This window comes from Caballeronia sp. GAWG2-1 (genome assembly GCF_023631405.1).
Taxonomy (GTDB): domain Bacteria; phylum Pseudomonadota; class Gammaproteobacteria; order Burkholderiales; family Burkholderiaceae; genus Caballeronia.
The window spans coordinates 1-13,104 of record NZ_JALQDD010000030.1; the positions used below are offsets into that span (position 1 = coordinate 1).

A 13,104-nucleotide genomic window follows, 5' to 3' on the forward strand; every position below is an offset into this window, starting at 1 on the left:
GCAGGCAATGTTCAAAATTTCCGAGCGTAAACGCCGTATGGGAATCGGAGCCAAATGCCAGCCGTCCACCGGCATCGCGCACCGCGGCAGCGATAGCCCGGCAGTTCGGTTCACTGCCCGGACGCGAATGGGTAAAGGAGGAGTTGTTCAGCTCCAGCGCCACATCGTAGTGCGCGGCTGCCTCGGCGATAGCCGGGATATCGACCGGGAATTTCGGGTTGCCTGGATGACTGATGATATGGACCAGCCCGCCCGCCATCGCGGCGATCATCGCATCCGTGTGATGTTTCCGGTCGCGCGGCGCATAAACCGGCTCGTGAAAACCGGCGACGATCAAATCCAGCGCATCGAGCATCGGGCCGGAACAGTCGATTTCGCCCTGCTGATTTTTAATATTGGCTTCGATACCGCGCAGAATACCCACGCCATCGATCACGCGCGGCCAGACGCGCATATTAATGAAGTGCCAGTAGTGCGGCGCGTCGGCCATGTCGGGGCCGTGATCGGTAATGGCAAACAGTTTCATGCCGGTTTGCTTCGCCTGAGTCACGTAGTCGTGCAGCGTGCTGTAAGCATGCGTGCTGGCGATGGTGTGCATATGCAGATCTACCGGATACATCCTCTTCTCCTGCTGATTGCCCCTGACGGGGCCGGTTCATTAATAGCCGCGCTGACGATCCACCCTGCCCTGCGGCGGCTCGCCTGCCTGGTCCTGGGTGATGGCGCGGGCGATGTAGTCGATAGCTTCGTCGATCAAGGTTACCGCCGCATTATGGGGCGTGATCGTGACGCGCGGATGTGACCAGAGCGGATGCGCTTCGGGCAGCGGTTCAACCTGAAAGACATCCAGCGCCGCTGCTTTCAGCTGCCCGCTATTGAGCGCGGCCAGCAGATCTTCTTCCACCACCTGCGCGCCACGCGCGATGTTAAGGAAGAAAGCGCCGTGCGGCAGCCGCTGTAAAAAGTGGTGGTCGATAAGATTAATGGTTTCTTGCGTGCTCGGCAGCAGGTTGATCACCACCCGCGTCTCCTTCAGAAAGGCAGGCAATGCATCGCGACCGGCAAAGCTGGTCACGCCATCAATTTCTTTGGGCGAGCGGCTCCAGACGCGTAACGGGAATCCCCAGGGTTTAAGGCTTTCCGCCACACTCTGGCCCAGCACGCCCGCCCCCAGGATGCCGATAGTAAAGTTTTCACGCGTGTAAGCGGGCAGTGGCTGCCAGCACTGTTGCTGCTGCTGGAGACGGTAATCGTCAAAACGACGGAACCAGCTCAGTACGCTATGAACCGCATACTCCTGCATCTGCCGCGCCATGCCGGTATCTTCCAGCCGGTACAGTGGCACGCTGTCGGGCAGCATCTCGGGGTTCTGCTGCAGCTGTTTCAGAATCTCGTCCACGCCTGCCCCCAGCGCAAAGACGCCGCGCAGGGTGGCGCGTCCCTGCAGCATTTCTGTGGGGGGCGAACGGACCAGCGCGTAATCAGCCGGACCATTATCGCCTGGCTGCCAGGCACGCACCCGCGCCTGGGGCAGACGCTGTTGTAAACCGTTAATCCAGGCCGCTGCAGACTGCGACGGGTGATACCAGATGATCTCCATCCTGCTCTCCTTTTTTTCTTTCAGCGTCAGGGAAAAGCGTGGTGAGAGCAAGAAAAAACCAGCGTAATAAAGCGGTTTTTTCCATAAAAATAATTCCCGTGGCTTCACATTTCCGGCTCGCTTCAGGGTGAAGTGGTCAGATAAGGTCTAAAGTTGGTCCTGTGGTCAATGCGTTACGCGCGGCCGCGTTTCGGACAAGGAGAAAAACCGATGACAAAAATTGAGGTAAACGCCGCTCCACGGCGTCAGCGTTATGCGCCCTTTCTGCTCACGTTGCTGCTGAGCGTACCCGCCTTCACTGCCCAGGCCGACGACAACAGTCGCATGCTGAATAATCAGCCGCAGCCGCCTGACGTTCGTTTAGGACCGCTGTTTAATGCCGTGCAACAGGCGAAGTTCTATCCCGATCAAAAGACCTTTGCGGATGCGGTGCCGAAATTCGATCCCGCCTCAATTCTTGCCGACTGGCAGATGCAGAAGAAACAGCGCAATTTCGATCTTAAGCGTTTTGTGGATGCCAACTTTACCCTGCCCGCGGCCGGTGACAAATATGTGCCACCAGCCGGACAAAACCTGCGTGACCACATTGATGGCCTGTGGCCGGTGCTGACGCGCACCACCAGCAGCGCCGGTCAGTATGACTCGCTGCTGCCGTTGCCCAAACCCTATGTGGTGCCAGGCGGGCGCTTCCGTGAAGTCTATTACTGGGACAGCTACTTCACCATGCTGGGGCTGGCCGAGAGCGGACACTGGGATAAAGTGCAGGATATGGTGGATAACTTCGCCTCGCTGCTCGACCGCTATGGCCACATTCCCAACGGCAACCGCAGCTACTATCTGAGCCGGTCACAGCCGCCGTTCTTCAGCCTGATGGTCGATCTGCTGGCGACGCACGATAACGGCAAAGCCTATACCCGTTATCTGCCGCAGCTGCAGAAAGAGTATGACTACTGGATGGCAGACAGCGATAAAGTCGCGGCGGGCGCAGCCAGCAAGCGCGTGATTAAGCTGGCGGACGGCAGCCTGCTCAACCGCTACTGGGATGCGCGCGACGTGCCACGTACAGAATCCTGGATGGATGACATTGCCACCGCCCAGAAAGCGCCGCAGAGGAATAAAGCCGAACTCTACCGTGAGCTGCGTTCCGGTGCGGCGTCGGGCTGGGATTTCAGTTCGCGCTGGTTTACCGATGCGCATAACCTGTCGACAATTCGTACCACGCAGCTGGCCCCGGTTGACCTCAACAGCCTGCTGTTCCATCTGGAGCAGACCCTGTCGAAAGGCTATCAGATGAACAAGCAGAGCGATCTGGCGAAGCAGTTTGCCGATCGCGCGGAGAAGCGCCAGGCGGCGATCAACCGCTATCTGTGGGACAGCAAACAGAACTGGTACGCCGATTATGACTGGCAGAAAAAGCAGGTCCATCCTCAGCTGACTGCTGCCGCGCTGTTCCCGCTCTATCTGCAGGTCGCCAGCGATAAGCAGGCTGAAAGCACCGCCAGCGCGGTAGAAAAACAGCTGCTGAAACCTGGTGGTCTGGTGACCACCACCGTGAACAACGGTCAGCAGTGGGATGCACCCAATGGCTGGGCACCGCTGCAGTGGGTTGCTGTGGAAGGTCTGGAGCACTACAACCAGCCAAAACTGGCGAAAGAGGTGGGATTACGCTTCCTGCAAAACGTTCAGAACACCTATGACCGTGAGCATAAGCTGGTGGAGAAATATGTCGTTGATGGCAAAAATCTCGGCGGCGGCGGTGGCGGTGAATATCCGCTGCAGGATGGCTTCGGCTGGACCAACGGCGTCACGCTGAAACTGCTGGATAAGTACTGCCCGAAAGATAAAACCTGTAACAGCGCCCACGATATTCCGCAGGCGTCTGCCTCACAACCTTAATCCACTCTGGATACCTCTGGCCTTGCCGGGGGTATCCCCACTTCATTTCCGCGAATTTTACTTGACCTTCTTTCATCAACAGGCAAAATTGCAGCCAATTTACAAAAGGTAATAATTCTCATTATGATAATGAGATTGCCTATCAAAGATTTTATTCACTTGCCTGAACCTTTGCCAAGAAAGGAATTTTGATGAAACTGTCATTGTCGCTGAAAGGTTATGTTCCCCTATGCACCCTGGCGCTGACCGCGCCTGCTCTGAGTTATGCTGCCGATATGGTGGTAACCGCGCAACCGCAGGAAGATTCGACCTCGCCGACCCAAGGCTATCTGGCGACGACCAGCCAGGGCGCAACCAAAAGCGATCGTCCGCTCATCACCACGCCGCAATCGATTTCCGTGGTCACCCGTCAGCAGATGCAGGATCAGGGCGCGCTGACCCTGAATCAGGCGCTGGGCTATAGTTCCGGCGTCTTCACCAACTTTGGGGGTGCCGCGACGCGTTACGACACTATTTCGCTACGCGGCTTCCATGGCGGCGATACCGATAATACCTTCCTCGACGGCATGCGACTGATGAGCGACGGTGGCAGTTACAATGTATTGCAGGTCGATAACGCCTTCCTTGAGCGCATCGACGTGATCAAAGGCCCCTCTTCTGCGCTCTATGGTCAGACGGTGCCGGGCGGACTGGTGAACATGGTCACCAAGCGTCCTCAGTTCAGCGAAGAGGGTCACATCCAGTTGCAGGCGGGCAGCAACGCCACCACCGGCACGATGTTTGACTATACCAATGCCATCAACGATCAGTGGGCGTTTCGCCTGACCGGCGTGACCCGCAACAGCGATACCCAGTACGATCACACCCGCGAAGAGAAATATGCACTGATGCCGCAGCTGATGTGGCAGCCGGACGAAGATACACATCTAATCCTGAAAGCCTATCTGCAGAAGGATCCGTCGGGCGGTTATCACGGTTCGGTACCGGGTGACGGCAGCCTCACCGAACACAACGGCTACAAGCTGAGCAACGGCTTTTATGAGGGCAACAGCGATCTCGATCAGTTCAAGCGTCGCGAGCAGATCTACAGCTTCGATTTCGCCCATCGCTTCAACGACGTCTGGTCATTTTACTCGACCGGCAGCTACAGCCACTCGAATGTCGATCTCGATCAGGTCTATCAGGTTGGCTGGGATGAAAATAATCCCGACCTGCTGAACCGTTCTTACTCCGGTGAGCGCTCGTCGCTCTCTGCCTGGTCCACCGATAACCGCTTACAGGCGGAGTTCGACACCGGTGAACTGGAGCACCGCGTCACCCTGGGTGCCGAGTATCATCGTTACAAAAATGAGATCAACGCGGCGGGCGGTTCAGCCAGTCAGCTCAATGCCCTGACCGGCGAGCAGGTAGGCGACATGCCGGATTACACCTGGGCAGATAAAACCCGTCGCTACTATCAGACCGGCCTCTATCTGCAGGATGAGATGAAGCTGGATCGCTGGCATCTGGATCTCTCCGGTCGTTATGACCGCATCGTCGCCAATAACAGCGGCAATGAGCGTCGTCAGGATGATCACATCAGCGGCCGCGCTGCGCTGCTCTATGCCTTCGACAACGGCATCTCGCCTTATGTGAGCTGGAGCCAGGCAATTACCCCGACCGCGCTCACCGATTCCAACAATAACCTGCTGAAGCCCACCACCGCGGAGCAGTATGAAGCCGGGGTGAAATATCAGCCGGTCGGCACCCGCGATCTCTATAGCGTTGCGGTCTATGACCTGACGCAGAAAGATGTGGCGAACCGGGAAGCACCGACGCCGTTCTTTACCCCTTCGGGCAAAGTGCATTCACAGGGCATTGAGCTGGAAGCGCGTAATCAGTTAACCCCGCGTCTGAGCACCGTGGCGAGCTATACGCTGAATCATCTGCGCTTTAAAGAGTCGGTGGATGGCAACGACGGACATACGCCATATGTCACACCCAACAGCATGGCTGCACTCTGGGGTCACTATCAGTTTGATTACGGTCTGAGTGCGGGTGCGGGCGTGCGTTACATCGGCAAACAGTGGGCGGACAATGAAAACACCACCCGTGTGCCGTCGGTGACGCTGTTTGATGCGTCAGTGCGGGCCGATCTCGGCGTCTGGAACAGCAGCCTGAAAGGTGCCTGGGTGCAGGTCAACGCCAATAATCTGACCGACCGCACCTATGTAGCGGGCTGTTACGGTACGGGCTTCTGCTACTGGGGCGCAGAACGCAGCGTGATGGCGACAGTCGGTTACGACTTCTGATAGCAAAATAAGAGATAAAAAAAGGGGACGAATCGCTTCGTCCCCTTTTTCGTTTAAACCTTTACGGTCAACTGCGTACTTTGCGGTAGATGAACAGCACCACGATGGCACCGATAACAGCGACCACGAAACTTCCGAAGTTAAACCCATCGACGCGGCCGAAGCCAAACAGCGTACTGATCCAGCCACCCACTACTGCACCGATAATACCCAGAACGATAGTCAGAATGAAACCGCCACCGTCTTTACCCGGCATAATCCACTTTGCCAGAATACCCGCGATTAAGCCAAAGACGACCCAGGAAATAATACCCATCTGTTGCTCCTTCCTTTTTTGATTAAATCGTGAACGCCTGATTAATCAAGCGGTTTACCGCGATAAGTATAACCAGCTTTTCAAAAAATGCCTGCCTGCTCACAGTTATTATTGATGAATAGCATGCTAAAGCTTTTTTTTGCCGCGCCGATAACCGAGACGAGGCAAAAAAACCGCATCAATAAAGTAACCCCCCTTGTGGAGCAGGACGTGAAAGAAGCCGACCAGGAACAATATCTAAAACGTGGCACGCTGGCGGTTCTTGGCGTTATGAAAGATCTGCTGCGATTGCAGACGCCATTACTGGTGCGCTTTCCGCGTGGGCAGTTTATCAGCCGGATGCTGGCTGCCGATGAAGATCGCATGCTGTTTGACCTCGGCAGTAATAATCTGGATAACGATTATGCCCTGACCAGCGACGATCTCAGTATCACTGCGGAAACCTACGGCGCTAAGGTGGAATTCAGCCTCGCCGCGCTGGAAATCGTGGAGTTTGAAGGGTTACCCGCTTTCAGCGCGCCGCTGCCAGACCTGCTGTGGCAGATCCAGCGACGTGAGTTTTTTCGGGTCTGCGCCCCGCTGGAGCCGCAGTTCTGGTGTCATACCGTGTGGCCCGATGGCAGGAAAACGCGCCTGCGTCTGCAGGATCTGTCGCTGGGCGGTATCGGCGTGCTGGTCGATGAAGCGCTGCCGGACGGGTTGCAGGACGGTGACAGCTTCACCCCGTTCCGGGTCGAGCTGGGCGAGTATGGCCATTTTGACGTGCCGGTAAAGCTGCTGAGCATTGGCGAGCGCAGCGTGGTGACCGGCAAAAATGAAACCCGCATCACACCGCGACTGAGCTTTCGTTTTGCCACGCTGAACCCGGCGCAGGAGCGGCAGCTTCAGCAGATTATTTTTGCCCTTGAGCGCCTGGCTCGCGATAAATCGACCCGATTCCAGTAACCGCTTTACGGATGCGCCACACAGGTGGGCCGCATCCAGGCTATGCTTCTTGCTTGTTTTCTTTTAAACCGGAACCCAGCAAGGAGACCCTCCCCAATGGAAAACTGGCTCTCTTCACGTCGTTTTCACTCCCTCTTTTTTAATCAGGAACTCTGGCTAAGCAGCGCCATCGTGGTGGTGTCCACGCTGGTGATTTACTGGATATTACGTACTCTGATTCGCTTTATCTCCAACCGGATTGCCCTTTACAGCGAACATCGTCATGTTCGCGCCACTGCGATTCTGGTGGAGATATTGCGCAGTACCAGCCAGACCCTGCTGCTGATCTTTTCGCTGCTGATTGCCCTGAAGTTTGTCGATCTGCCCGCGTCGTGGAGTGTAACCATCGCGCACGGCTGGTTCCTGGCGCTGATTGTGCAGCTCGCTCTGTGGCTCGACTGTGGCATCCGGCTATGGCTGAAAAGTCTGCTGCGTGACCCGCTGCACGTGCGCAACCCGGTCACTACGGTGATCCTCGGGATTCTGCTGCGGGTAGTGGTCTGGATCATGATGTTCCTGGCCATTCTGTCGAACATGGGCATCAACATTACCGCACTGGTCGCCAGCCTTGGGGTTGGTGGTATCGCGATTGCGCTGGCGATTCAGACCGTACTGAGCGATGTGTTTGCTTCACTGGCGATAGGCTTTGATAAGCCGTTTGAGCATGGCGATTTTATTGTCTTTGGTGACATTGCCGGTTCCATTGAGCATATCGGCCTGAAAACCACCCGACTGCGCAGCCTGAGTGGCGAGCAGATTGTCTGCTCAAATACCATTCTGTTGCAGCAGACGATTCACAACTATAAGCGCATGCAGCAGCGCCGCATCGTCTTTAAGTTTGGTATCAGCTACGCCACGCCGTCAGAGCAGGTTCGGGAGATCAGCCCGCTGGTGAAAGAGATTATCCAGGGCGTTGAGACCACCCGTTTTGACCGCGCCCACTTCCTGGCCTTTGAGGATTCAAAACTGACCTTCGAAGTGGTCTATTTTGTGCTGGATGCGGATTACAACAAGTACATGGATATACAGCAGGAGATTAACCTGCAGCTGATGGCGGCACTGGAAGAGCGAAATATCCGCTTCGCCTTCCCGATTCGTCAGGTGGAATTCAGTGGCGGCAATCTGCCACCGGTGGATCTGGTTGCGGTACAGAATGATGATGACGAGGTGCGCAGAATGGCGCGCTAAATCAGTGCCCGCCTTTCTTTTTCAGAAGTGGCGGGCATACAAGCCGGTGCGGGCGGAATCGTGACCGAACCGGCTGCTTCATCCCTTGCATTCAGCCGTTCCGCCTTACCGCTTACTGATGCCGGTAGCAGCTCACGCCGAGATACTCACTGAACGCTTCCTGCAGCACACCAGCCGTGGCAGAGTGGTTCATCGCCACATGATGCTCAAAGCCGTTACGGCAGATCCACGCCAGCAGTGTCTCCAGCTGCGGCACCTGGATCACCGCACGGCAACCTACCGTGTCCAGCGGATCGGTGACCGACATTCCCTCTCCCACATAGGCTTTGATTTCGCCGCTGAAGTCGTCGGTAGAGAGGCGGAAATAGGTCAGATCGCCCTGCTTCATGCGGCCATGCACTGCGCCACAGGTGTTCTCTTTGCCCACGGTGGTGCCGATGATATCCGCCGTGCCCATGGTCGCTGACTCCAGGCTGGCGCTGGCGAAATTACCACAGTGAAACAGCACACATTTGTCCCGCTCGTCGCCAAAGTTGTTGTTCCAGTCTGCCAGCGAGGCGGGGTTCAGCGAGCAACTGGCGAGCGCATACATCGACAGCGCCCCCATCACATCCACTTCGCAGGCGCTGGGCATCAGCTGGCCCGACATCACGCTCATGATTGAGCAGACGTTAATGCCCAGGTTCTCCTGCAACGACGTCCAGCACTGGATGGCGGTGGTATCGATATCGTTGTCGCTGATCCACTCGCTGATCACCACAAACAGTTTGGCCATGGTCACCAGTTTGTCACCCGGAATCCCCCGCGCATCGGCGTTGGCCTCCAGGATTTCACGCTTCTCTGCCACGCGGATATCGTCATCGCGCAGCCGGTTGGTGCGGGTAAAGATCTCCGATAAATCCAGGGTCTCCACCGCGATGCCCATCTTCTCCAGCAGCTTTTCGCTGTAGCGCACGGTGTTGAATCCGGCGGGCCGGGCACCAATTGCCCCGACGCGTACCCGGCGCATGGCATTCACCACCCGACAGAGCTGGCTGAACCGCTGCAGATCCTGCATAAACACGTCGCCGCTCAGTGCGCAGACGTGCTGGCGGGTCAGCGTAAACGGGATGCCATATTGCCGCAGGTTGTTGCAGAGCGAAATTTTGCCGCAGAAGCTGTCGCGGCGGGTCGCCAGCCCCATTTTATCCAGATTATCCTCTTCGGCCTGCACCAGCACCGGCACGTTCAGCCCGGCGAGACGCAGCGCTTCCGCGATGGCTTTTTCATCACCAAAGTTTGGCAGCAGCACCACAATGCCGTGAATCGCTTCGCGGTGCTGACGAAACAGCGCGGCACAGGTTTTCGCCTCCTGACGCGTCTCGACGCCGCCCAGATTGGTCTGGGTCTCATCCAGCATCACCGTATTAATGTTCATCTTTTCAAACAGCGCGACCGCCTGCTGGCGCGCCTCGCCCACCAGATAGCTGGGAAAAAAACCCCGGTTGCCAATAATGACGCCGAAGGTTAACTGCTGAGGAAGTGTTGACATGGCTCTGCTCCGGATAAGGATTAATGTGGCTGATAACGACAGCGTGCAACGGCGTCAATCCAGCCTTTATAGTTTTCCTGCATACGCTGCGCGTGCTCTTCACGCGGCATGATGACGCTGCCGCCCTGCAGCGCCTGCATATCACTGCCCTGCTGCCACCATCCCAGCACTTTGCCTGCCAGCAGTGCCGCGCCCAGCGCGGAGACCTCGGCGGTAGGCACCCGCTGCAACGGCCGCTGTAACACATCCGCCTGTAACTGCATCAGCCAGCTATTTTCGGTGGCGCTGCCATCCACACAGAGCGCAGGAAGCTGCTGGCCGCTGGCCTGCTCCATGGCAAAAAAGACGTCGGCGATTTGCCAGACGATCGACTCCAGCGCCACCCGCGCCAGCACGGCGGGTGTGGCGGCATCCGTCAATCCGCACACCATGCCGCGCGCCTGCAGATCCCACCAGGGCGCGCCCAGGCCAGAGAGCGCCGGGACAAAATAGATGCCCTGATTGTCGTCGCAGCGCTGCGCCATCGCGGTGAGCTCGCGCGGCTCCTGCACGCCGAGCATTCTGCCCAGCCAGGCGGCACCGGAACCGGTGTGGGTAATGTTGCCTTCAAAGGCATAACGCAACGTGCCGTCATGCCAGGCCACGGTGGTGCTGAGGCCATTTTCCGTCAACAGCGGCGTCGCCATGGACATCATCAGGGAAGACCCGGTGCCGTAGGTAGCTTTCACCACTTCAGACTCGCCGCGCCGCTGCGCCTGTAAGGCGGCATGAGAGTCGCCGATGCGCGCCAGAATCGGCGTGCCTGGCGCTAAGCCGGGAATATCATTCACCGCGACCACGCCCTGTTCACTGGCTGAAGCGGTGATGCGCGGCAGCGCGGCGCGCGGCAGTTGAAACAGCGTCAGCAGCTCGTCGTCCCAGTCATTAAGATGCAGGCTGTAGAGTTGAGTACGGGAGGCGTTAGCATGATCGGTAATAAATACCTCGCCGGCGCTGAGCTGCCAGCTGAGCCAGCTGTCGACCGTGCCGATACAGAGTTCACCCGCCGCCGCCCGCGCCGCGCCGTCAGGAATGGCGGCCAGCATCCCGGTCAGCTTGGCGGCCGGAAACATCGGGTCAACGGCCAGGCCGGTCAAACCGGTGATGCGAGGTGCTTTGCCCGCCTTATGCAGGTCGCGACAGAGTGACTCGGATCGTCGATCCTGCCAGCTCACCAGCGGCGTCAGCGGCTTGCCGTCACGCCGCTGCCAGATCAGCACCGACTCGCGCTGATTACTGATCGCCACAGCCGCGACAGGCGCGCCACCACAGGCTGCCAGGCAATGGGTAATGGCCTCTTTTACCGCCTGCCAGATCGCCACAGGGTCCTGCTCAGCCAGTCCCGGTAGCGGATGTTGCAGGGTTAAGCTCTGGCTGCCGCGTGCCACCACACGGCCATCGCGATCAACCGCAATCGCTTTAGCATTGGTAGTGCCTTCGTCGATCGCCAGAATCAGGGGTCCCACCATGTTTATGCTCCTGCGCAGATGCGCGCTGCACTGTTCACCACGCTACTGGCATCAATGCCATGATGGGCACGGGTAGAGGCGCGATCGCCGGCAATTGCATATTCCCCATCTGCAATGCCGAGCCGCAACAGCGGGATGCCGCAGCCGCCTTCCGCCAGCACTTCGGCCACCAGGCTGCCGACACCGCCATTAACGTTATGCTCCTCTACGGTAATCACCGCTGGGTAGTGATTTAACAGGTTGCGCAGCTGTTGGGTATCACAAGGTCGAATCGATGGAACCGCGATCACACCGGCTGAAATGCCCTGCTCAGCCAGTTGCTCAGCAGCGTGAACCACCTCGTGAACCGTTGAGCCCATCGCCACCAGTGCGATGTCGCTGCCTTCACGCAACAGGTCGATCGCGCCCGGCCTGAACTGATAGCTTTCCGCGTGCAGCTGCGGCAGATCTTTGCCATCCAGACGGATATAGACCGGCCCGACATGCTCAAGGGCGTAATCGATGATCTGACGGCACTCCAGCGGGCAGGAAGGCGCATAGATCTCGATGTTGCCGAAACCGCGCATCACCGCGATGTCATCAATGCTGTGATGCGTGCTGGCTAACGGGCCATAGCTGGTCCCGGCATTCAGCCCGAACAGTTTGACGTTGGTGTTGTTGTAGCAGACGTCGACTTTTACCTGCTCATTGGCGCGTGACACCAGAAATGGCGCGGCGTTACAGGTCACTGCGACTTTGCCGCCCAGCGCCAGACCGGCCGCCGTGCCCACCAGCGTCTGCTCAGCGATGCCGACGTTAATCAGCCGGTCGGGAAAGGCCTTGATAAAGGGGGCGATTTTGGCCGTCGACGTGGAGTCCGCTACCACCGGCACCAGATCCACACCGCGATTCACCGCGTCGATAAAGGCCGTGACCATGACGCTTGCTAAATGTTGTGCATTACTCATCTTTCAGTTCCTCCAGTGCCAGTGCGATCTCTTCGCCTTTCGGCACCCGGTGATGCCATTCCGCCTTGCTCTGGATAAAGGAGACGCCAAATCCCTTCTCGGTATGCGCCACAATCACCTGCGGTTTGCCGTTCTTCGGCAGGTTTTCAATGGTGTCGACCACCGCCGCCATATCATTGCCGTTGCATTCGGTGACCTCCAGCCCGAAGGCGCGCCATTTTTCCGGCAGCGGATCGGTGTTCATGATGTCGCGGGTCGCGCCCGCCAGTTGCAGCTTGTTTTTGTCATTGATGATGATCAGGTTGTCGAGGCCGTAATGCGCCGCCACCAGCGCCGCCTCCCAGTTGCTGCCTTCAGCCAGTTCACCATCGCCGGTCACCACAAAGATGCGGCGCGGGCTGTTATCTTTTTTCGCCGCGATAGCGATGCCCACCGCCACCGGCAGGCCGTGACCCAGCGCGCCGGTGTTCAGCTCAACGCCCGGCGTTTTCTGCCGTACCGGATGGCCGGGCAGATGCGAGTCGGCATGCTGGTAGGTTGCCAGCCAGTCGGTCGGGAAGTAGCCCGCTTCCGCCAGCACGCAGTAATAGCCCCCCACCGCATGCCCTTTGGACTGGATATAGATGTCACGCTGATCGTCGTCTGTACGATCCGGTGCGCAGTTCAGAATGCGGAAGTAGAGCGCGGTGAGGATCTCTACCTGTGACAGGTCAGCGCCGGTATGACCGCCTGCCGGGCTGCCCGCGTTAAGCTGGATGATGCGGCGGCGGATTGCCCGCGCCCGGCGCTCAAGGTCATCGACCGGAAGATTGAAAGGATTCATACACTACCTCTGAATTTTAA

11 protein-coding genes are annotated in these 13,104 nt (G+C 57.9%); 4 read left to right on the forward strand and 7 right to left on the reverse strand.

Going from position 1 to position 13,104, the window contains the following annotated elements:
* Together NCR98_RS20190 and ghrA are read right to left on the reverse strand one after the other, a co-directional pair.
* The coding region (locus tag NCR98_RS20190; RefSeq protein WP_250489684.1) for a phosphatase at nucleotides 1-619 on the reverse strand (619 nt) is incomplete at its 3' end.
* Between the two features lie 39 nt (nucleotides 620-658).
* On the reverse strand, nucleotides 659-1,708 hold the full coding sequence (gene ghrA, locus NCR98_RS20195) for a glyoxylate/hydroxypyruvate reductase GhrA (RefSeq protein ID WP_502799778.1): 1,050 nt from the start codon (nucleotides 1,706-1,708) through the stop codon (nucleotides 659-661).
* Nucleotides 1,709-1,810: 102 nt separating this feature from the next.
* On the opposite strand from ghrA, the gene treA reads away from it, so the two are divergent.
* Together treA and NCR98_RS20205 are read left to right on the forward strand one after the other, a co-directional pair.
* Nucleotides 1,811-3,496 carry an alpha,alpha-trehalase TreA gene (gene treA / locus NCR98_RS20200; RefSeq protein WP_010669886.1) on the forward strand — a complete coding sequence of 562 codons (1,686 nt, stop codon included), beginning with the start codon at nucleotides 1,811-1,813 and terminating at the stop codon, nucleotides 3,494-3,496.
* Nucleotides 3,497-3,687: 191 nt separating this feature from the next.
* Complete coding sequence (locus tag NCR98_RS20205; protein WP_089414305.1) at nucleotides 3,688-5,787, forward strand: TonB-dependent siderophore receptor; 2,100 nt, start codon at nucleotides 3,688-3,690, stop codon at nucleotides 5,785-5,787.
* Between the two features lie 67 nt (nucleotides 5,788-5,854).
* Here the strand turns inward: NCR98_RS20205 and NCR98_RS20210 are convergent, their stop codons facing one another.
* Nucleotides 5,855-6,103 (reverse strand): GlsB/YeaQ/YmgE family stress response membrane protein, encoded by a 249-nt coding sequence (locus NCR98_RS20210; RefSeq protein WP_010246168.1) that lies wholly within the window; start codon nucleotides 6,101-6,103, stop codon nucleotides 5,855-5,857.
* 123 nt (nucleotides 6,104-6,226) lie between these two features.
* On the opposite strand from NCR98_RS20210, the gene NCR98_RS20215 reads away from it, so the two are divergent.
* A complete protein-coding gene (locus NCR98_RS20215; protein ID WP_250489686.1) occupies nucleotides 6,227-7,048 on the forward strand; it encodes a flagellar brake protein in 822 nt (273 codons plus the stop codon).
* 96 nt (nucleotides 7,049-7,144) lie between these two features.
* The gene (locus NCR98_RS20220) at nucleotides 7,145-8,275 is read left to right on the forward strand and encodes a mechanosensitive ion channel family protein (RefSeq protein WP_250489687.1); all 1,131 of its coding nucleotides are present in this window, start codon (nucleotides 7,145-7,147) and stop codon (nucleotides 8,273-8,275) included.
* A gap of 112 nt (nucleotides 8,276-8,387) precedes the next feature.
* Here the strand turns inward: NCR98_RS20220 and NCR98_RS20225 are convergent, their stop codons facing one another.
* The 4 genes from NCR98_RS20225 to NCR98_RS20240 are packed head-to-tail and all read right to left on the reverse strand — an operon-like array spanning nucleotide 8,388 to nucleotide 13,084.
* Complete coding sequence (locus NCR98_RS20225) at nucleotides 8,388-9,806, reverse strand: L-fucose/L-arabinose isomerase family protein (protein ID WP_010246177.1); 1,419 nt, start codon at nucleotides 9,804-9,806, stop codon at nucleotides 8,388-8,390.
* Nucleotides 9,807-9,826: 20 nt separating this feature from the next.
* Nucleotides 9,827-11,314, reverse strand: a complete 1,488-nt coding sequence (locus tag NCR98_RS20230) for an FGGY family carbohydrate kinase (protein WP_061704065.1) — start codon at nucleotides 11,312-11,314, stop codon at nucleotides 9,827-9,829.
* Nucleotides 11,315-11,316: 2 nt separating this feature from the next.
* Nucleotides 11,317-12,261 (reverse strand): transketolase family protein, encoded by a 945-nt coding sequence (locus tag NCR98_RS20235; RefSeq protein WP_010246183.1) that lies wholly within the window; start codon nucleotides 12,259-12,261, stop codon nucleotides 11,317-11,319.
* Complete coding sequence (locus tag NCR98_RS20240; RefSeq protein WP_010246187.1) at nucleotides 12,254-13,084, reverse strand: transketolase; 831 nt, start codon at nucleotides 13,082-13,084, stop codon at nucleotides 12,254-12,256. The genes NCR98_RS20235 and NCR98_RS20240 overlap by 8 nt, the downstream gene beginning before the upstream one ends.
* Between the last annotated feature and the right edge of the window lie 20 nt (nucleotides 13,085-13,104).

Excerpts from the sequence above, each read along its gene's own strand:
- treA (WP_010669886.1), top strand. The coding sequence starts at position 1,811 with ATGACAAAAATTGAGGTAAACGCCGCTCCACGGCGTCAGCGTTATGCG.
- NCR98_RS20205 (WP_089414305.1), top strand. The coding sequence starts at position 3,688 with ATGAAACTGTCATTGTCGCTGAAAGGTTATGTTCCCCTATGCACCCTG.
- NCR98_RS20210 (WP_010246168.1), bottom strand. The coding sequence starts at position 6,103 with ATGGGTATTATTTCCTGGGTCGTCTTTGGCTTAATCGCGGGTATTCTG.
- NCR98_RS20215 (WP_250489686.1), top strand. The coding sequence starts at position 6,227 with ATGCTAAAGCTTTTTTTTGCCGCGCCGATAACCGAGACGAGGCAAAAA.
- NCR98_RS20220 (WP_250489687.1), top strand. The coding sequence starts at position 7,145 with ATGGAAAACTGGCTCTCTTCACGTCGTTTTCACTCCCTCTTTTTTAAT.
- NCR98_RS20225 (WP_010246177.1), bottom strand. The coding sequence starts at position 9,806 with ATGTCAACACTTCCTCAGCAGTTAACCTTCGGCGTCATTATTGGCAAC.
- NCR98_RS20230 (WP_061704065.1), bottom strand. The coding sequence starts at position 11,314 with ATGGTGGGACCCCTGATTCTGGCGATCGACGAAGGCACTACCAATGCT.
- NCR98_RS20235 (WP_010246183.1), bottom strand. The coding sequence starts at position 12,261 with ATGAGTAATGCACAACATTTAGCAAGCGTCATGGTCACGGCCTTTATC.
- NCR98_RS20240 (WP_010246187.1), bottom strand. The coding sequence starts at position 13,084 with ATGAATCCTTTCAATCTTCCGGTCGATGACCTTGAGCGCCGGGCGCGG.